The 20,595-nt window shown below is 74.1% G+C and carries 7 protein-coding genes; all 7 read left to right on the top strand.

What is annotated here, in order from left to right; all coding sequences use genetic code 11:
• The first annotated feature begins 549 nt into the window (after positions 1-549).
• On the top strand, positions 550-2,076 hold the full coding sequence (locus ABZ444_RS28955) for a thioesterase domain-containing protein (protein ID WP_358003323.1): 1,527 nt from the start codon (positions 550-552) through the stop codon (positions 2,074-2,076).
• Positions 2,073-6,683: an amino acid adenylation domain-containing protein gene (locus ABZ444_RS28950; RefSeq protein WP_358003320.1), complete on the top strand. Its 4,611-nt coding sequence runs from the start codon at positions 2,073-2,075 to the stop codon at positions 6,681-6,683. Before ABZ444_RS28955 ends, ABZ444_RS28950 begins: the two co-directional genes overlap by 4 nt.
• Positions 6,680-12,091, top strand: coding sequence for an SDR family NAD(P)-dependent oxidoreductase (locus ABZ444_RS28945; protein WP_358003318.1), 5,412 nt, complete (start codon positions 6,680-6,682; stop codon positions 12,089-12,091). The genes ABZ444_RS28950 and ABZ444_RS28945 overlap by 4 nt, the downstream gene beginning before the upstream one ends.
• Positions 12,088-12,291, top strand: coding sequence for an MbtH family NRPS accessory protein (locus tag ABZ444_RS28940; protein WP_358003315.1), 204 nt, complete (start codon positions 12,088-12,090; stop codon positions 12,289-12,291). Before ABZ444_RS28945 ends, ABZ444_RS28940 begins: the two co-directional genes overlap by 4 nt.
• Positions 12,284-15,424: an amino acid adenylation domain-containing protein gene (locus ABZ444_RS28935; RefSeq protein ID WP_358003312.1), complete on the top strand. Its 3,141-nt coding sequence runs from the start codon at positions 12,284-12,286 to the stop codon at positions 15,422-15,424. Before ABZ444_RS28940 ends, ABZ444_RS28935 begins: the two co-directional genes overlap by 8 nt.
• Positions 15,421-18,549 (top strand): amino acid adenylation domain-containing protein, encoded by a 3,129-nt coding sequence (locus tag ABZ444_RS28930; protein ID WP_358003309.1) that lies wholly within the window; start codon positions 15,421-15,423, stop codon positions 18,547-18,549. Before ABZ444_RS28935 ends, ABZ444_RS28930 begins: the two co-directional genes overlap by 4 nt.
• Positions 18,542-20,595: condensation domain-containing protein (locus ABZ444_RS28925; RefSeq protein ID WP_358003306.1), on the top strand; the 2,054-nt coding region annotated here is incomplete at its 3' end. The genes ABZ444_RS28930 and ABZ444_RS28925, both read left to right, overlap by 8 nt.

The raw sequence follows: 20,595 nt of genomic DNA, 5'->3' as shown, positions 1-20,595 counted from the left end.
CGCAGTGATCTCGAGACCTCCCCGTGCTCGTCGCGCACGGGGAGGTCTTCCTGATCCCGGCCTTGACGCGAGGCTGCCCATGGGCTGTCAGCATCCCGCGAGGCCACTGCCAGCAGGATGACCGCCGATCTGACCGATATGGAGAATCGGACCCGACTCAATCAGTCAATAGGGACACGCACCCCCTCAGAGGACCAGACCGAAACCCCAATTACGGGCATTCCATAGAGGGACAAGATCATCACACAGGGTGGCAGAACCGCAGGACGTGAGGGCGGGCGGAGATCATCAGCCCAGCCGGGGAGGTCCACCGTCCGTAGACACACCCATCGGAAGCTGGTTTTGTCGATGCCCGAAACCAGCATTCCATCATTGGTTTAAATTTCATCCCTTGACTGACTTTCGGACAAAATAATAGGAATGGCGTGGCTTCAGCCGTGAGCCGCCCCTCGCCAGGTCGAACCCTGACGAGCGGCCCATATTTCCTGCTGCCCGCGCGACGACCTCGCCCGGCGCGGCGGACCTGCCGGAGGGTGACTTCGCGTCGCGATGCCAGAAGAACTGCCGCTGTCCGAGACACCGTTCGCCTCGCTGACGCGATACCCGCCCGGCGCTCGGACCCTCTTCTGCCTCCCCTACGCCGGTGGGGACGTCACCGCCTTCTGGGCGTGGCGGCAGGCGTTCGACGGTGTCCTGGACGTCCGGGTGGCCATGCTGCCCGGCCGGGAGGGCCGGGTGGCCGAGCCCGGAGCCCTCTCCCCGGAGCTGATCGCCCGGTCCGTCGCGGCCGTCGTCGCCCGGCAGCGCACGCCGTACTCGATCTACGGGCACAGCATGGGCGGCCGGGTCGCCTTCGAGGTGGTCCGCGAGCTGCGGCGGCTCGGCGTACGAGCGCCCGAATGCCTCTACGTCGGCGCCGCGCACCCGCCGGAGCGCCAGGAGACGCTGGGACGGTGGACGGGCCTGGGCGACGAGGACCTGGTCGACGAGCTGATCCTGCGGCTGGGCGCGCCCGCGGAGTTACGGACGCAGCCCGAGGTCAAAGCCCTGCTCATCCCCGCCCTGCGGACGGACATGGAGTGGCTGCGCCGCTACCGCTTCACCCGCCAGGAGCCCCTGGACGTGCCCATCGTCGCCTTCGCCGGCGCGCACGACCAGGAGGTCACCCACCCGACCATGCTCGCCTGGGCCCGCCACACCTCCGCGACCTTCCGCCTGCACACGCTCGACGCCGCGCACCTCTTCCTCGCCACGCACGGCGAGGAGGTGGCGCGGACGATCGCGGCCGGCCCCGAGCGGAGCCTGGCCGCGGACGAGGTGCACGTGTGGCTGGCCGACCTCGACGAACTGCCCGAGATGTGCGCGGCCCTCGACGAGCTGTCGCCGCGGGAGGCGGCGCGGGCGGCCAGGTTCCGGCAGGAGGACGGTCGGCGCGGGTTCGTCGGCAGGTCGGTGCTGCTGCGGCGGCTGCTCAGGGAGTACGGGGTGGAGCCGGGTGTCGCCGAGCCGCCCGGCCGGACCGGCGGCCTGCCGTACGGCGGGACCGAGCTCACCTACAGCGTCGGCCAGTCGGGCGGGCTGGTGCTGGTCGCGCTGACGACCGGCCGGGAGGTGGGCGCCGACCTGGCGCGCTTCCGCCCGCCGGCGAACGAGCAGACGTTCTTCGAGCGGATGCTGGACGAGCGGGAGCGCGACGAGTTCGCCGCGCTGCCCGAGGAACTGCGGTTGCACAGCGCGTTGCGCACGTGGACGGCCAAGGAGGCGCTGCTGAAGGCGTCCGGCGACGGGCTGCGGGTGGATCCGGCGCGGTTCGGGTTCGCGGGGCAGCGTCCGGGCCGGACGTGGGTGCCCGAGGCGGCCCCTGAGGCGGCCCCTGAGGCGGCTTCTGAGGCGGCTTCTGAGGCGGCGCCGACGGCGGAGTGGCTGGCGGAGCGGCTGGCGGGGTGGCGGGTGACGCACCTGCCGCTGGGCCGGGCGATGGCCGCGATCGCCGTGCGCGCGCCGCGCTTCCTGCTGCGTTTCGAGACGGTACGGCAAGGCCGGCTGGTACGGCCGGGTGTGGAGGCCGCAGGATGACACTCCTCAGCAGTCTGATCACGGCTCAGGCCGCGCGGACCCCGGACGCCCCGGCGGTCCGGCAGTGGGAGAACGTGCTCACCTATGCCGAGCTGGTGGAGCGGGCGTGGGCGCTGGCGGGCCGGCTGCGCGAGCTCGGCGTCGGGCCGGAGGCGCGGGTGGGGTTGTGCACCCGCCGCACTCCGCTGATGCCGGTGGCGGTGCTGGCCGTGCATCTGGCGGGCGGGGCGTACGTGCCGCTGGATCCGGGGCATCCGCGCCAGCGGCTGGAGGAGGTGCTGGAGGACGCCGGGATCGCGGTGGTCGTCGTGGACGAGCGCGGCCACGAGCTCCTGGACGGCTGCGCCGCCACGCTCGTCGACGCGTTCCAGCCGGGGCCGGCCGAACCGCGGGAGAGCGGCGCCGTCGCGGGCAACGCGGCGTGGGTGATCTACACCTCCGGTTCCACCGGGCGGCCCAAGGGCGTGGTGGTGAGCCACGCCAACGCGGTCTTCTTCGTCACCGCGACCGTCGCGCGCTTCGGCCTGGACGCGAGCTGCAGCTCGATGGCCTTCTCCGCGCTCGGCTTCGACGCCTCGATCATGGACATGGTGCTCCCGCTGACCGTCGGCGGCTGCGTGCAGCTCGTGCCGGACGAGGACCGCGTGGACCCGGCCCGGTTGCAGCACTTCCTGGAGCAGCACGACGTCACCTGGGGCTACCTCCCACCCGCGCTGCTGCCGCTGGTGGACCCGAGCCGGCTGCCGCACCTGCGGGACGTGGTGACGGCGGGCGAGCCGCCCCCGCCCGAGCAGGTGGCGCGCTGGTCGGCGCACACCCGCTTCCACAACCTGTACGGCCCGACCGAGCTGACCGTCGTCGTGGTGGGCGGCGAGTTCCACGGCGTGTGGGAGCGGCCGCTGCCGATCGGCCGGCCGTTGGGCGGCTGCCGGGCGTACATCGTCGACGAGGACATGAACGAGTGCCCGCCGGGCGTCCCCGGCGAGCTGCTGGTGGGCGGCCCGCAGGTCAGCCGCGGCTACCTGGACCGGCCCGCGCTGACGGCCGAGCGGTTCGTGCCCGACCCGTTCTCGGACGAGCCGGGAGCGCGGCTGTACCGGACCGGCGACCACGTCGCGTGGCAGGAGGACGGCCAGATCGCGTTCATGGGCCGCCTCGACCGCCAGGTGAAGGTCCAGGGGCAGCGCGTGGAGATCGGGGAGGTGGAGACGACGCTGCGCGCCCATCCCGGCGTGCGGCAGGCGGTGGTGGACTTCGCGGGCGAGCTGGTCGCCTACGTGACGCCCGAGGACGCGCCCGACCTCGCCGCCCTGCGCGAGGACCTGGCGGTGCGGTTGCCGCCGTACATGCTGCCGACCAGGCTGGTCCGGCTGCCCCTCCTCCCGCTGAACGCCTCCGGCAAGGTGGACCTCGCCGCCCTGCGGGCACAGTCGCAGCGGGAGCGGGGAACGGCGAGCGGGCTGGCCGGGATCTGGGCGCGGGTGCTGGAGGCGCCCGTCCCGGACGACGAGGACGACTTCTTCCAGCGCGGCGGCCACTCGCTGCGGGCCATGCGGCTGGTGGCCGCGGTACGCGCGGAGCTGGGCCGGGTGGTGTCGGTCCAGGACGTCTACGAGGGCAGGACCTACGGCGCGCTGCGCGCGCTCGTGGCGGATGCGGAGCGGGCGACCGCCGCCGCGCCGCCCACCGGCAGCCCGGCCGCGTTCTCCCCCGCCCAGCGCCGGATGTGGTTCGTCGAGCAGCTGGCGCCCGAGTCGGCCGCGCACAACATCGCGATGGCCGAGCGGATCCGGGGCCCGCTCGACGTCGCCGCGCTCCGGCGGGCGCTCACCGCCGTGGTGGCGGCCCACGAGGCGTTGCGCTGGCGGGTGAGCTCGCGCGACGGGATCCCCGACGTGACGGTCGCGCCGCCGCGGGACGTCCCGCTGCCGGTCGACGACCTCTCCCCCGCCGATCTGGACGCGGCGCTGCACAAGGAGGCGCGGGAACGGTTCGACCTGGCCGCCGGGCCGCTGTTCCGGGCGCGGCTGCTCCGGCTGGCCCCCGACGAGCACGTGCTCTGCCTGACCGCGCACCACCTGGTGTTCGACGGCTGGTCGCAGGACGTGCTCTTCCGCGGCCTGTCGGCCGCCTACCGCGGTGAGCCGGTCGAGGCGGGCGAGCACACGTTCGCCGACTACGTGCGCTGGCTGCGCGGCAACGGCGACGGCCAGGCGCTGGGCTGGTGGCGCGAGCGCCTGCACGACGCCCCGCTGGTGCTGGACCTGCCCAGGGACGCCGCCAGGCCGCCCGCGCAGACCTTCCGCGGCGCCGCCTGCCGGGGCGAGGTGGACGCGGACCTGGCCGGCCGGGTGGCCGAACTGGCGGCGGAACTCGGCACCACCCCGTACGCGGTGCTGCTGGCCGCGTTCGGACGCCGGCTGGCCACCCTCGCGGGACGGGACGACCTGGTGGTGGGGGCGGCCTACGCCGACCGGCCGCACGTGGCGTTCGAGTCGCTGGTGGGCATGTGCGTGCAGGTCCTGCCGCTGCGGCTGCGCCCTCGGGGCGGCTTCGCCGAGCAGGTGACGGCGTGCGCGGCCGAGCTGAACGCGGCGATCAGGCACCGGGACGTGCCGCTCGGGCAGCTGCTGGAGTCGCTGCGGCTGCCGCGCGACCTGAGCCGCAACCCGATCACGCAGGTCATGTTCAACATGTACAACTTCGCACAGGCCCATCTGGACCTGGACGGCTGCGCGAGCGAGACGCTGCGGCCGGGGCTGCCGGGCGCGCTGTTCGACCTGACCATGTACGTGGGCGAGCAGCGCGGCGGTTACGCGCTGGAGCTGGTCTACAACCCCGACCTGTTCTCCGCCGAGCGCATGACGGCGCTGGTCGACGGCTATGTCGAGCTGCTCGGCGAGTTGCTGACCGGACAGGTGCGACCCGATCCTCCCGACGCCGGGCTGCCGGTCTGGGACGGGCCCGGCCTGCTGGAGCTGGCCGGCGACGCGCACGCCGGGGCACGGCGGCGGACCGAGGCGGCGCTGCGGAGCGCGGGGATCGAGCCGGGGGCCGTGGTGGCCGTCGTCGCCTCCCGGGTGCCCGAGCTGCCGGGGATCCTGCTCGGCGTGCTGGCGGCGGGGGCACGGTGGGTGGTGATCGACTCGGCCTATCCTCCTGCCGTCCAGGAGAGGCAGATCGCCGCGGCGGGAGCCCGGGCGGTCCTGCGGGACGACGCGATCGAGCTGCGCGAGGGCGGCGCCCTGCTGCCGGGGCCCGGCTATCTCTCGATGACCTCGGGCACCACGGGCGACCCCAAGGCGGTCGTCACCGGTGAGCGGCCGCTGGCCCATTTCCTGTCCTGGTACGTCCGCACCTTCGCCGTCGAGCCGCACGACCGGTTCGCGCTGCTGCACGGGCCGGCCCACGATCCGGCGCTGCGCGACATGTTCGTGCCGGCCGCGGCGGGCGCCGAGCTGTTCGTGCCCGAGCACGAGCTGGTCCGCGATCCCGGCAAGCTCGTCACCTGGCTGCGCGAGCACGCGATCACCGTCCTGCACCTGACGCCGCAGCTCGCGGCGATGCTGGCGGGCACCGGCGGCACGCTGCCCGACGTGCGGCTGGCCGGCGTGGGCGGCGACCTGTTCACCGGCGCCCAGGCGGCCCGGCTGCGGGCGTTCGTGCCCAATGCCAGGATCGTCGCCTTCTACGGCACGACCGAGACGCCGCAGGCGCACGCGTGGCACGAGCTCGCGGAGCCGTACCCGGAGGTCGTGCCGATCGGGCGGCCCGTCGAGGGCAGCGAGATCATCGTGGTGACGCCGGACGGCAGGCGGGCCGGTGTGGGCGAGCTCGGCGAGGTGGTCGTCCGCAGCCGCCACCTGGCCGCCGGCTACCTGGATCCGGCGCTGACCGGCCGGCGCTTCGCCGGCGACCGGTTCCGCACCGGCGACCTCGGCCGGCGCAACCCCGACGGCACGATCACCCCCGCGGGGCGCGCCGACGACCAGGTGAAGGTGCGCGGGTTCCGGGTCGAGCTGGGCGAGGTGGAGGCCGCGCTCGCCGCCTGCCGGGACGTGCGCGCCGCCGCCGCCAGGGTCGAGGGCGGCACGCTCGTCGCCTACGTGGTGCCCGCCCGGCCGGGGCTGGCGGCGCATCGCCTCCTGGACGAGCTGCGCGGCGCGCTGCCCGAGCACGCCGTCCCCAGCGAGGTGGTGGCGCTGCCCGCGCTGCCGCTGACGCCCAACGGCAAGGTGGACCGCGCCGCGCTGCGCGGACGGCCGGTCGAGCAGCCGAAGGCCGGCGGCGGCCTCGACGGCCCCACCCAGAAGACGGTCGCCCAGGTGTGGCGCGCCGTGCTGGGCGTGCCGCGGCTCGGCCCCGACGACAACTTCTTCGAGATCGGCGGCCACTCGCTGGCCGTGGCGGCCGTGCAGGCCCGGCTGCGGGCGGCGACCGGCCGCGAGATCCCGATCACGGAGCTGTTCAGGCATCCCACGATCCGGACGCTGGCCGCTCATCTCGATGGAGCGGGCGGCAGTCCGGGACTGGACCGGGCGGCGCGCCGCCTGGCCTCACGGCGAGACAGGTTGAGGAACCGCAACGAGAAGGGGATTGCCCCATGACGGACGAGCCCACGGCTGAGCCGATCGCGATCATCGGCTTGTCGTGCCGAGTCCCGGGAGCGGGTGACGCGCAGCAGTTCTGGCGCAACCTCGCCGACGGCGTCGAGTCGCTGACCACGTACACCCTGGAGGAGCAACGGGCGCTGGGCACGGCGGAGAGCCTGCTGGCCGACCCGAACTTCGTGCCGGCCGCCATGACGCTGGACGACTACGAGGGTTTCGACGCGGCGTTCTTCGGCATGTCGATCAGGGAGGCCGAGGTCCGCGACCCGCAACACCGGCTGTTCCTGGAGCTGTCGCACACGGCGCTGGAGGACGCGGGCTACGACCCGTTCCGCTACCCGGGCGAGATCGGCGTCTACGCCGGGACCGGGACGGACACCTACCAGTGGCGCAACATCCGCAGCAACGCCCAGGCCCACAAGAACGCGGGCTGGCTTGCGGTCATGGTGGGCAACCACGTGGACTACTGCGCCACCCTCACCTCCTACAAGCTCGACCTGCGCGGCCCCAGCTACACCGTGCACACCGCGTGCTCGACCGCGCTGGTGGCCTTCCACATCGCGTGCGAGGCGCTGCGCAACGGCGAATGCGACATGGCGCTGGCCGGCGCGGCCATGCTGGACCTGCCGCAGGGCGAGGGCTACATCTACGACCAGGACGGCATCGTCTCCCCCGACGGGCACACCCGCTCCTTCGACGCCGACGCCGGCGGCACGACGTGGGGCAGCGGCGGCGGCGTCCTCGTGCTGAAGCGGCTGTCGGAGGCGATCGAGGACCGCGACAACATCCGCGCGGTGGTCCTGGGCAACGCGATCAACAACGACGGCGCGGGCAAGGTCGGCTTCTCCGCGCCCAGCCTGGACGGGCAGGCCGCGGTCATCGCGCAGGCGCTGGGCGTCGGCGGCGTGGACCCCCGTACGGTCACCTACGTCGAGGCGCACGGCACCGGCACGGCGCTCGGCGACCCGATCGAGGTGGCCGCGCTGTCCAGCGTGTTCGCGCAGCACACGAGCGACACCCAGTGGTGCGGCATCGGCTCGGTCAAGAGCAACATCGGCCACCTCGGCCAGTCGGCCGGCATCCCCAGCCTGGTCAAGACGGTGCTGTCGCTGGAGAACAAGCTCATCCCGCCGACGTTGCACTTCAAGAGCCCCAACCCGAAGATCGACTTCCCGGCGAGCCCGTTCTACGTCGTCTCCTCGGCGACGAAGTGGGAGCGCGACGACTTCCCGCGCCGCGCGGGGGTCAGCTCGTTCGGCATCGGCGGCACGAACGCGCACGCCGTGCTGGAAGAGGCCCCGCCGCGCCCGCCGCTGCCCCGTGAGCGGCCCGCGCACCTGCTGAAGCTGTCGGCCAGGACGGAGTCCGCGCTGGCCGCGGCGCGCGAACGGCTGGCCGCGCACCTGGCCGCGCACCCCGGGACGGACCTGGCCGACGCCGCGTTCACGCTGCGCGTGGGCCGCCGGGAGCTCAAGCACCGGGCCGTCGTCGTCGCCACCTCACCGGGCGACGCGGTGTCCGCGCTGTCCGACCCCAGGCGGATCGTCACCGGCGCCAAGCCGAAGCGGCCCGCGCAGGTGGCCTTCCTCTTCTCCGGCCAGGGCTCCCAGTACGGCGGCATGGCCGCGGAGCTGTACCGGAACGAGCCGATCTTCCGCGAGGCGGTCGACGAGTGCGCGGCCGTCCTGGACGTGCGCGAGCAGATCTTCGCCACCGGCGAGGAGGCGGACGAGGCGCTGCGGCAGACCTCGCTCACCCAGCCCGCCCTGTTCACCGTCGAGTACGCGCTGGCCAGGCTCTGGCTCTCGCTGGGCGTCGAACCCGCCGCGATGATCGGCCACAGCATCGGCGAGTACGCGGCGGCCACCGTCGCCGGCGTCTTCACCCTGCCCGACGCGATGCGGCTGGTCGCGGCGCGCGGGCGGCTGATCCAGGCGCTGCCGCCGGGCTCCATGCTGGCGGTGCAGCTCATGCCCGACGAGATCGCGCCGATGCTGCCCGACGACGTCTCCGTGGCCACCGTCAACGGCCCCGGCACGTGCGTCGTGTCCGGCCCGTCGGAGTCGATCGCGGAGCTGGCCGAGATGCTGGAGGAGGAGGGCATCGGCTGCACCCGGCTGCGCACCTCGCACGCCTTCCACTCGGCGATGATGGAGCCGATGCTGCGCGAGTTCCGCGAGCTGGTCGCGGCGGCCCGGCCGGCCGCGCCGAGCCTGCCGTTCCTGTCCAACGTGACCGGCACCTGGATCACCGCCGCGGAGGCCACCGACCCGTCCTACTGGGCCAGGCACGTGCGCGAACCGGTCCGCTTCGGCGACTGCGTCTCGACGCTCCTCGCCGACGGCGAATGGATCATGATCGAGTGCGGGCCCGGCCGGCAGCTGTGCGGCCTGGCGGGCACCCAGCTGGCCACCGGCGCGATCGCCCCGCTGCCGTCGCTGCCCGGCCCGCGCGACCGCGCCGGTGACGTCGCGGTCTTCTCGCAGGCCGTGGGCGCGCTGTGGGTGCAGGGCATCGAGCTGAACGACTTCGGCGCCCCCGGTTTCCGCGTCTCGCTGCCGGGTTACCCGTGGGAGCGGCAGCGCGCCTGGATCGACCCCGACCCGCAGGGCGCCTTCGCCGGCGGCGTCGCCCATCGGCAGCAGGCCGACGGCCCGCTGCCGCCCGAGCGGTGGTACGGCGTGCCCGTCTGGCACCAGGCGCCGGCCCGTCCTGGGACGCCGTCGCCGGTCACGCGCTGCCTGGCCTTCGTGGACGAGGACTCGGCCACGCTGGCCGACGCGCTGCGCGCTTCCGGGGCCGAGGTCCTTGAGGTGCGGCCGGGTGCCGCGTTCGGCGCCTTCGACGAGCACTTCACGGTGCGGCCGGCCGTACGGGAGGACTACGACGCGCTGCTCGAGGCGGTCGGCGAGATCCCCGAGCGGATCGTGCACGCCTGGGCACTCACCGGCGGCGAGCAGACGTGGGCGGCGCAGGACCGCGGCTTCTTCGGCGTCCTGGGGCTCGTGCAGGCGCTGTCGGCGGCCCAGCCTCCGGGCGGGGTGCAGCTCGACCTGCTGACCGCGGGCACGATGGACGTCGTCGGCGGCGACCTGACCAGGCCGGAGCACGCGACGCTGGCCGCCTTCGCCCGGGTCGTCCCGCTGGAGACGCCGTGGCTGCGCGTCCGCCACATCGACGCGCCGGACGGGGCCGCGAACCAGGCGGCGGCGGTGCGGGGCGTCGCCGCCGAGCTGGGCCGCGCGGCGGAGCCCGGCGAGGCCGGGCTGCTGGCCCCGGTCGCCCTGCGCGGCGGGAAGCGGTGGCTGCTCGGATACGAGCAGGTGGAGGTGGACAGCGAGCCGGGCGAGCCGCGCGACGGCCAGGTGTACGTGATCACCGGCGGTCTGGGCGGCATCGGCATCTCGCTGGCCGAGGACCTGGCGGCGCGGGCCCGCGTCGGCCTCGTCCTGCTGTCCAGGAGCGGGCTGCCCGGCGGCTCGCCGCGGTCGGCCCGCGAGGCACGCGCCGCCGAGGCGATCCGCCGGATGGAGGCCGCCGGGGCGCGGGTGCTGACCCTGGCCGCCGACGTGACGGATCCGGCGGACATGCGCCGGGTCAGGGACGAGACGCTCGCCGCCTTCGGCCGGGTGGACGTGCTCGTGCACGCGGCCGGCCTGCCCGGCGGCGGCATGGCCCAGATCAAGGAGCGGGAGGCGGCCGAGGCCGTGCTCCGGCCCAAGCTGCTCGGCACGCTGGCGCTGCAGGAGGCGTTCGGCGACCTGGAGCTGGAGGCCGTGGTGCTCTGCTCGTCGATCACCGCGGTGGCCGGCGGGTTCGGGCAGATCGACTACTGCGCGGCCAACAACTTCCTCGACGCGCACGCCCGCGCCGGACGGGGCTGGAACGCCGCCCAGGTCGTCAGCGTCAACTGGGGCAGATGGCTGGAAGTCGGCATGGCGGTGGAGACGGCGGCGCCCGCCGGATTCGTCGCGTTGCAGCGCGGCGACCGGATCAAGGCGCTCGACCACCCGGTCCTCGACGCGCGGCACGCCGGGGAGATCGGCGGGCTCGACTGGTGCAGCGGCACGCTCTCGCCGAGCACGCACTGGGTGCTGGACGAGCACCGCATCGCCGGCGTGCCGGTGCTGCCGGGCACCGGCAGCGTCGAGCTGGCCAGGACGGCCGCCGAGGCGGTGCTGCCCGGCGGCGGGCTCGTCGAGCTGCGGGACGTGGTGTTCGTCGAACCGCTGTCGGTGGCCGACGGCGCGACCGCCGAGGTACGGGTGCTCTTCACCCCGGAGGCGGACGGCGCCGAGTTCCAGGTGCAGAGCATCATCGGCGGCTCGCACCGCACCCATGCCAGGGGCACCGCGGCCAAGGTGAGCCCGCCGCCCGCCGACCGCGTGGACCTGCGCGCGATCATGGACCGCTGCGTGTCCTCGGCGGACGAGCAGGGCGGCGTCCCGCTGTCGGGCCTGCTCACGCTGGGCGCGCACTGGCACCGGACGCTGACCGCCACGCATGTCGGTCAGCAGGAGGCGCTCGGCCTGTTCGAGGCCAACGACGCGCTGATGGCCGACCTCGACCGGTGGGGGCTGCACCCGGCCCTGCTCGACGCCGCCACCACCTTCAGCTGGGTCGCGGTCGAGGGTCACTACCTGCCGCTCGGCTACGGCCGCATCACCGTGTTCGGGAGCCTGCCCGAGGCGTTCTGGAGCCATCTGCGCATCACCAGCACCGACACCGACGAGGTGCTGGTCGTCGACGTCACGTTGATCGCGCCCGACGGCACGGTGCTGGTGCAGATCTCCGACTACGTCCTGCGCAGGATCGACACCGAGGCCGTGGTCTCCGGGGTCCGTTCCAGCGCCGGGTCCCAGGTCGCCGCCCCGGCCGCGGCCGCGGCCGACGACGCGGTCGGCATCAGGCCGGCCGACGGTGCCCTCTCCCTGCGCAGGCTGCTCGCCGCGCCGCTCGGCCCCCAGGTCGTGGTGGCGGCCAGTACGGTGGCCGAGCTCGTCGCCGGCGTCGGCTCGCTGACCCAGGAGACCGTCGAGAGCGAGCTCGATCCGGCGGCGGTCGCCGACCGGCAGGACAAGGCGCCCGCCGAGGGCTATGTCGCGCCGCGCAACGACGCCGAGGCCACGATCGCCCGCCTGTGGGGCGAGGTGCTCGGCGGCGACCACATCGGCGTCGACGACGACTTCTTCGAGCTGGGCGGCAACTCGCTCATCGCGGTCCAGCTGATCGCCCTGATCCGCAAGGAGCTGGGGGTCCGGCTGCCGATGCGCAACCTCTTCGAGGAGCCGACCGTGGCCGGGGTCGCCGCCCTGATCGAAGCCGCCACGGCCGCGGCCCCCGAGCCCGCCCCCGCCGGGCCCGCCGCCCAGACCATCCCCCGCCTCCCCCGGAGTTCCGCATGAGCACAGAGACCAGCACGGACACCAAGGTCGTACGCAACGACGAGGAGCAGTACTCCATCTGGCCCGCCGGCCGGGACAACCCCTCCGGCTGGTACGACGCCGGTTTCTCCGGCACCAAGGACGCCTGTCTGGCGCACATCGAGCAGGTGTGGACCGACATGCGGCCGAAGAGTCTGCGAGAGGCCATGGACAGTGAGTGATGCCTTTCCCGCATCCTCCGGCCAGGAGCGGATGTGGTTCCTCTCGCGCTTCGAGCCCGATCTGGCCGTCTACAACATCGGCATGATCATGCCGATGGCGGCCAGGCAGCCGGTGGACCCCCGCCGGCTGGAGCGGGCGATCGACCTGGTCGTGCGGCGTCATGAGGCGCTGCGCACCACGTTCGACTTCCGGGACGGGCAGGTCGTGCAGATCGTCCACCCCGGCGCGCCGCCCACGGCGCTGACCGAGACGGACCTGAGCCACCTTCCGCGGGCCGCCGCCGAGGCGGAGCTGGCCCGCCTGGCCAGGGCGGACGCGGTGCTGCCGTTCGACATGGAACGGGCGCCGCTGTACCGCGGCAGGCACGTCAAGCTGGCCGAGGACGACCTGCGGCTGGCCGTCGTCTTCGACCACACGATCTTCGACGGCGTCTCCTCCATGGTGTTCATGGACGAGGTGGAGGAGTGTTACGACGCGCTGGGCGAGGACCGGCCGCCGAAGCTGCCCGAGCTGCCGATCCAGTTCGCCGACTTCGCCGTGTGGCAGCGCGGCAGGTTGTCCGGCGAGTTCCTGGAGACCGAGCTGGTGCACTGGCGGGAACGGCTGGCCGGGGTGCCCGCCGACCTCGCCCTGCCGGGCGATCGGCCGCGGCCGGCCCGCCGCAGCTACCGGGGCGGGATCCGGCTCGGCGCCTACTCCCCCGACCTGTCGGCGGGCGTGGAGCGGCTGGCCAAGGAGCTCAACACGACGTTGTTCACGGTGATGCTCACCGCGTACGCCGCCGTGCTGTCGCGCTGGTCGGGGATCGACGACATCGTGGTGGGCACGCCGGTCGCGGGCCGGCTGCTGCCCGAGACCGAGCCGGTCATCGGCATGTTCGTCAACGCGGTGCCGCTGCGCGTGGACCTGTCGGGCGCGCCCAGCTTCCGCGAGGCGGCCGGGCGCGTGCGGGCGACGGTGGCCGAGGCGCTGGACCATCAGGAGCTGCCGTTCGAGCGGCTCGTGGAGGACCTGCAGCCGGCCCGGGACCTGAGCGTGCCGCCGCTCTACCAGGTGATGTTCAACCTGGCGATCCGCACCAACGAGGGGCAGATCGCCAACGGCACCGCGAAGGTGGACCTCCAGCTCGACGTCAACATGCGCGACGGGCTGCTGCACACCCGGCTGGAGTACGCCACCGACCTGTTCGACCCGGAGACGATCGAACGCTTCGAGGCGAACCTGCGCACGCTGGTCGAGTCGGCCGCCGCCGACCCGGACCGGGCGGTCGCCACACTCCCCGTGCTCGCCGCGGACGAGCGTGAGCACGTGCTGGCCCTCGGGAACGGCGGGCCGCAGGCCGCGCCCGGCACCCTGCACACGTTGATCGAGGCCCGCGCCGCCGCGACCCCGGACGCCCCCGCGGTGCTCTTCGGCGACGTCACGCTCAGCTACGCCGAGCTCAACGGCCGCGCCAACCGGCTGGCCCGGCGGTTGCGGCAGATCGGCGTGGAGCGTGGCCGGCCCGTCGCGGTCTGCGCGGAACGCTCGCCCGAGCTGGTCGTCGCGCTGCTCGCCGTGCTGAAGGCGGGCGGGGCGTACGTGCCGCTGGATCCGGAGTACCCGCGGGACCGGCTGGAGTTCATGCTGTCCGACTCCGGCGCGCGGGTGCTGCTCACCCAGCGCCACCTGCCGTCCTTCGGGCCGGTCGAGGCGGTGCTGCTGGAGGACGACCACGACCTCGGCTCCGGCGACCTCGACCCGGTGACCGGACCGGACGACGCCGCGTACCTGATCTACACCTCGGGCTCGACCGGCCGGCCGAAGGCCGTGGTCAACACCCATCGCGGCATCGTCAACCGGCTGGCCTGGATGCAGGAGACGTTCGGCCTGACGGCCGGCGACGTGGTGATGCAGAAGACGCCGACCAGCTTCGACGTGTCGGTGTGGGAGTTCTTCTGGCCGCTGCTGCAGGGCGCCTGCCTCGTCCCGGTGCGGCCGGGCGGCCACCGCGACCCCGGCCACCAGCGCGACCTGATCAAGCGGCACGCGGTGACCACGATGCACTTCGTGCCGTCGATGCTCGCCCTCTTCCTGGAGGAGGCGAACATCGAGTCGTGCACGTCCCTGCGGCGTGTGGTGTGCAGCGGCGAGGAGCTGCCGCCCAGGACGGCGGCCCGCTTCTTCGAGCGCCTGCCCGGCGTGGAGCTGCACAACCTGTACGGCCCCACCGAGGCGGCCGTCGACGTCTCCTGGCACGCCTGCCGGGCGGGCGAGACGGTGATCCCCATCGGCCGCCCGATGCCCGGCTGCCGCCTGCACGTGCTCGACGAGCGCCTTGAGCCGATGCCCGTCGGCGTGCCCGGACAGCTGCACATCGGCGGCGTCCAGGTGGCCCGCGGCTACGCGGGGCGGCCGGGGCTGACGGCCGAGCGTTTCGTCCCCGACCCGTACGGCCCGCCGGGCGCGCGGCTGTACGCCACCGGCGACCTGGCCAGGCTGCGCGCCGACGGGGAGCTGGAGTTCCTCGGCCGCATCGACGACCAGGTGAAGGTGCACGGCTGGCGGGTCGAGCTGGGCGAGGTCGAGGCGGCGCTGGCCGCGGACCCGCGGGTACGCGGGGTCGCCGTCGCGCTGCGCGACGACGCGCCGGGCGGCCGCGGGCTGGTGGCCTACGTGGACTGGACGGGCGAGCCGAGCCGGCTGTCGCACGAGCTGCGCACCGGGCCGGCGCGAACGTTGCCGGCGGCGCTGGTGCCGCAGGCGTTCGTGCAGGTCACCGAGTTCCCCCTGAGCCCGAGCGGGAAGCTCGACCGTGCCGCGCTGCCGCCGCCCACCGGGCCCGGCCGCAGCGATCTCGGCACCACCTATGTCGCGCCGGAGACGCCGCTGGAGGAGGAGCTGTGCGCCCTCTGGGGCGAGCTGCTCGGCCGTGACCGGGTGGGCGTCGAGGACGACTTCTTCGCGCTCGGCGGGCACTCGCTGCTGGCCGTCCTGCTGATCACCCGGTATCGGGAGGCGTACGGGATCGAGATGGACCTGCGGGTCTGCTTCGAGCTCACCACGGTGGCCGAGCACGCGCTGGCCGTGCTGGAACTCCAGCTCGGCGACGTCGAGCTGGACGATCTCCTGGCGGAGGGCGCGGACGGATGAGCGAGGTGAGAGGGCGGCTGGCCCGCCTCAGCCCGGAGCAGCGCGCGGCGCTGGAGCGCAGGCTCCAGCGGCAGCCGAAGGCCCGGCCCGCCGGGATCCCCCCGCGCAACGATCCGGACGCGCCGGCGCCGCTCTCCTACGGGCAGGAGCGGCTCTGGTTCCTGCAGCGGCTCGACCCCGCCGACGCCTCCTACAACATGTACATGGTGCAGCGCCTGCGCGGCGAGCTGTCCATCCGTGACCTGGCCGGGGCGCTGTCCACCGTGGCGGCGCGGCACCCGATGTTGCGGGCCCGCTTCCCCGCGGTGGAGGGCAGCCCGGTCCAGGTCGTGGAGCCGGAACTCAAGCTCGATCCGGTGCTGGTGGACCTCGCGGACCTGCCCGCGTCCGAACGCGAGGCCCGCGCCACGGCGATCGTGGCCGAGCTGACCAACACGCCGTTCGACCTGGCGACGGGCCCGCTGGTGCGGGTGCACCTGATCACGCTGTCGGCGACCGATCACGTGCTCTGCCTGGTCCTGCACCACCTGGTGGCCGACGGCTGGTCGCTGAAGATCATCTTCTCCGAGCTGGCCGCCTGCTACACCGGGAACGCGGCCGGGCTGGGCGTTCCGTCGATCGACTACCGCGACTTCGCGGCCTGGCAGCGTGGCCGCGAGCCGTCGCGGGAGTCCCTGGACTACTGGCGCGCCAAGCTCGACGGCGTGCAGCCGCTCGACCTGCCCACGGACCGGCCGCGGCCGGCCGTACGGGTGGCCAGCGGCGACTACTGCGCGCGGCGCATCGGCCCCGAGCTGACGGCCCGGCTGGAGCAGCTGGCCAGGGACGAGCGCGGCACGCTGTTCATGGTCCTGCTGGCCGCCTACCAGCTCCTGCTGGGGGCCCACTGCGGCGCCGACGACCTGACGGTCGGCTCGGTCATCGCCGGCCGCGACCGCCCGGAACTCCAGGACGTCGTCGGCTTCTTCCCCGAGACGCTCGTGCTGCGCGGCGACCTGTCCGGCGACCCGTCCTTCCGCACGCTGCTCGCGCGGACCAGGGCGACGGTCCTGGACGCGTTCGCGCACCAGGACATCCCCTTCGAACGCCTGCTCAACGATCTCGGCATCCGCCGCGACCTGAGCACGACGCCGCTGTTCCAGGCGATGTTCGTGATCCAGGACAAGGAGGCCGGCGCCCTGCCGCTGCCCGGCATCGAGGCGGAGATGTTCGACCCGGGCGCGACCCAGGCGAAGTTCGACCTGATGCTGGACGTCACCCAGTTCGACGGCTCCCTCTGGGCGATGTTGTCCTACGCCAGCGACCTGTTCGAGGAGGAGACCGCGACGCGGTTGCTGCGGCGGTGGGAGCGGGTGCTGGAGGCGGTCGCGCGCGACCCGGGCACGCCGCTGTCCGCGCTGCGCGCGGCCATGCTGCTGCCCGAGGACCGGCCGCCGGTCCTCGACACCCCGCAGCCGCCCGCGCGCGACGTGCTCGACCTGTTCCAGGAGCGGGTACGGCTGGCGCCCGGCGCGACGGCGGTGAGCCACGGCGACCGGCGGGTCACCTACGCCGAACTGGACGCCATGGCCGCCGCGCTGGCCGGGCGCCTGGCCGCGGCCGGGGTCGGCCAGGACACGGTCGTGGGCCTGCGCGCCGGGCGCTCGGTGGAGCTGATCGCGGGGATGCTCGCCGTCGGCCGGGCGGGCGGCGCCTACCTGCCGCTCGACCCGGCGTACCCGCCGGAGCGGCTGCGGTGGATGGCGGCGGACGCGGGCGCGACCCTGGTGCTGGACGAGGACGATCTCCGCGAGTCGCCCCAGGCACCGCACGCCGAGGTCGCGGGGCCGGGCTCGCTGGCCTACGTGATCTACACCTCGGGCTCGACCGGGCGTCCCAAGGGCGTGGAGGTGCCGCGCGAGGCGCTGGCGTCGCGGGTGGGGTGGATGCGCGGCCACTACGAGCTCGGGCCGGGCGACCGCGTCCTGCAGTTCGCCTCGCCGAGCTTCGACACGCACGCCGAGGAGATCTACCCGGCGCTGGCCGCCGGCGCGGAGCTCGTCCTGTGCCCGGACGAGCCGTTGCCGGACTTCCTGAAGACCCCGGAGGGCGCCGCCCTCACCGTGCTGGACCTGCCCACGTCGTACTGGCAGGAGCTGGTGGCCATGGGCGTCGAGTGGCCGCCCGGCCTGCGGCTGGTCATCCTGGGCGCCGACCCGCTGCCCGGCCCGGCGCTGGCCGCCTGGTACGCGTCCGGCCCCCAGGGCGTCCGCCTGGTCAACAGCTACGGTCCCACCGAGGCCACGATCATCGCCGCCACCGCCGAGATGGACCCCTCGGAGGCGCTGCGCCGCCCGGCCGTCGGCGTCGCCCTGCCCGGCACCACGCTCCAGGTGCTGGGCCCCGACGGGCTCCCGGTGCCGGCCGGCGTCGCGGGCGAGCTGCACATCGGCGGCGGCGGCCTGGCCCGCGGCTACCGGGGCGCGCCCGCCCGCACGGCCGAGCGTTTCGTCCCCGGCCCCGGCGGCTCGCGCCTCTACCGCACCGGCGACCGGGCCCGCTTCCGCCTGGACGGCAGTCTGGAGATCCTCGGCCGCCTGGACCGGCAGGTGAAGGTACGCGGTTACCGCGTCGAGCCGGGCGAGGTGGAGTCGGCGCTGCTCGCCCACCCGTCGGTACGGCAGGCCACGGTGGTGGTCCACGACGACCGCCTGATCGCCTACGCCGTCCACGACGCCGGGGACGCGTTACGCGAGCACCTCGCCGCCGAGCTCCCCCCGCACATGGTGCCCAGCGCGATCGTCTCGCTCGACCGCATCCCGCTGACCCCCGGCGGCAAGGTCGACCGGGACGCCCTGCCCGCGCCGGGCCGGCCGCGGAGCGCCGCCTACGAGCCGCCGGCCGGCGCGGCCGAGGAGCTCGTCTGCATGGTCTGGGCCGAGGTGCTGGGGCTGGAGCGGGTGGGCGTGCTGGACGACTTCTTCCAGCTCGGCGGCCACTCGCTGCTGGCCACCAGGACCACGGCCCGCATCGCCGCGGCCACCGAGCTGGACGTGCCGCTCAAGCTGGCCTTCACCCACCCGACGCCACGCCTGCTGGCCGCGGCCCTGGAACACCTGGCCGAGGAGGCCGACGAGCGTGGATGAACGGCAAGCGCGCGTGCAGGCCCGCTTCCGCAGGGCGATCGCGGGCCTGGGCGCCGTGGAGCAGATCCCGCGACGCGCCGAGGGCAGCGATCCGCCGCTGTCGTTCGCGCAGGAGCGGCTGTGGTTCATGGAGCAGTTCACCCCCGGGACGAGCGCGTACGTGCTGCCCGTGTCGGCCAGGCTGCGCGGCCCGCTCGACGCCGAACGGCTGCGGGAGTCGCTGGACGCCGTGGTCGCCCGGCACGAGAGCCTGCGCATGACCTTCCCCGCCGGCCCCGACGGGCGGCCGGAGGTGCGGGTGGCGGACCGGGTGCGGGTGCCGCTGCGCGTGGTGGACGTGACCGGCGAGGCGGCGGCCAGGCAGGTGCTCAGCGCCGACGCCGCGCTCCCCTTCGAGCTGGCGGACGGCCCGCTGCTGCGCGCCACCCTGGTACGGCTCGCGCCCGACGACCACGCGCTGCTGGTGGCGGTCCATCACATCGTCGCCGACGGCTGGTCGGCCGATCTCATCCTCCGCGAGCTGCTGACACCGCCGGAGAGCGGACCGCGGCTGGGTTTCGGCGACTACGCCTCCTGGCAGCGGGAGCGGCTGAGCGGCGACCGGCTGGCCGGCGACCTGGCGTTCTGGCGCGCCGAGCTGGACGGGTTGCAGGTGCTCGACCTGCCCCTGGACCGGCCGCGTCCGGCCCGGCAGAGCTTCCGGGGCGGCTGGCACGACGTGGAGCTGGACGTGGCGGCGTTCGGCGAGTTGTGCCGGGCCGAGGGGGCGACGCTCTACATGGGGCTGCTCGCCGCCTTCCAGGTGCTGCTGTCCCGCTGGTCCGGCACGACCGGCTTCGCGGTGGGGTCGCCGGTGGCCGGACGGACCCGGCCGGAGTTCGAGGACATGGTCGGGCTGTTCGTCAACCTGCTCCCGCTGCGGGCGCGGCTGACGGGCGACCCCGGCTTCGCCGAGTTGCTGCGCCGCACGCGGGACGGCGCGATCGAGGTCTACGGCCACCAGGAGCTGCCCTTCGAGAAGCTGGTCGCCGAGCTGGACCCCGAGCGCGACGTCAGCCGCCCGCCACTGGTCCAGGTGCTGTTCGCGCTGCAGAGCTATCGCGGCGACGGTGAGGGCTTCGAGCCGGACAGCACGACCACCCGGTTCGACCTGGAGCTCTACGCCGCCGAGCGGGGCGAGCTGCTGGAGTGCCGGTTCGTCTACAATGCCGAGCTGTTCCGGCCGGAGACGATCGAGCGGCTGGCGCAGCGGTTCGCCGCGCTGTTGCGTGCGGTGGTGGCCTCCCCCGACGTGCCGGTGGGGCGTCTGGACATCCTGCCGGACGAGGAGCGGAAGCAGCTCGCGCGGTGGAACGCCACCGACCGGGAGCATCCGGGCGGGACCCTGCACGACCTGGTCTTCGAACAGGCCGAGCGCACCCCGGACGCGACGGCGCTGGTCTTCGAGGGCGACCGGCTGACCTACCGCGAGCTGGCCGACCGGGCCCGCGCGGTGGCCGCCGGGCTCGACGTGCGGGTGGACCAGCCGGTCGGCGTCTCCATGGAACGCGGCCTGGACCTGCCCGTCGTGCTCCTCGGCGTGCTGGCCGCCGGCGGCGCCTACCTGCCGCTCGACCCGTCCCACCCGGCGGAGCGCACGCGGGGCATGCTGGCCGACGCGGGGGCCGACCTGATGGTCACGGCGGCGGACGTACGTGCGGCCTCGGCGTCGGTCGTGCGGGTGCGTGAGGACAACCTGGCCTATGTCATCTTCACCTCCGGCTCCACCGGACGGCCCAAAGGCGTGGGCGTCTCGCACCGGGCGATCGTCAACCGGCTGCGCTGGATGCAGGACACCTTCCACCTCACCCCGCAAGACCGCGTCCTGCACAAGACGCCCACCACCTTCGACGTCTCGGTCTGGGAACTGTTCTGGCCGCTCATCACCGGCGCCACCATGGTCATCGCCCGCCCCGGCGGCCACCGCGACACCGCCTACCTGCGCGACCTCATCAAGACCGAGAACATCACCACGACGCACTTCGTCCCCTCGATGTTGCAGGCGTT

The sequence above is a fragment of the Nonomuraea sp. NPDC005730 genome (assembly GCF_040630865.1).
Classification (GTDB): Bacteria; Actinomycetota; Actinomycetes; order Streptosporangiales; family Streptosporangiaceae; genus Nonomuraea.
Note: the sequence above shows the minus strand (reverse complement) of the source record. Positions and strands in the feature narration are given on the sequence as shown.

Bases quoted from the DNA above. Each gene is read 5' to 3' on its own strand.
- ABZ444_RS28955 (WP_358003323.1), top strand. From the start codon at position 550: ATGCCAGAAGAACTGCCGCTGTCCGAGACACCGTTCGCCTCGCTGACG.
- ABZ444_RS28950 (WP_358003320.1), top strand. From the start codon at position 2,073: ATGACACTCCTCAGCAGTCTGATCACGGCTCAGGCCGCGCGGACCCCG.
- ABZ444_RS28945 (WP_358003318.1), top strand. From the start codon at position 6,680: ATGACGGACGAGCCCACGGCTGAGCCGATCGCGATCATCGGCTTGTCG.
- ABZ444_RS28940 (WP_358003315.1), top strand. From the start codon at position 12,088: ATGAGCACAGAGACCAGCACGGACACCAAGGTCGTACGCAACGACGAG.
- ABZ444_RS28930 (WP_358003309.1), top strand. From the start codon at position 15,421: ATGAGCGAGGTGAGAGGGCGGCTGGCCCGCCTCAGCCCGGAGCAGCGC.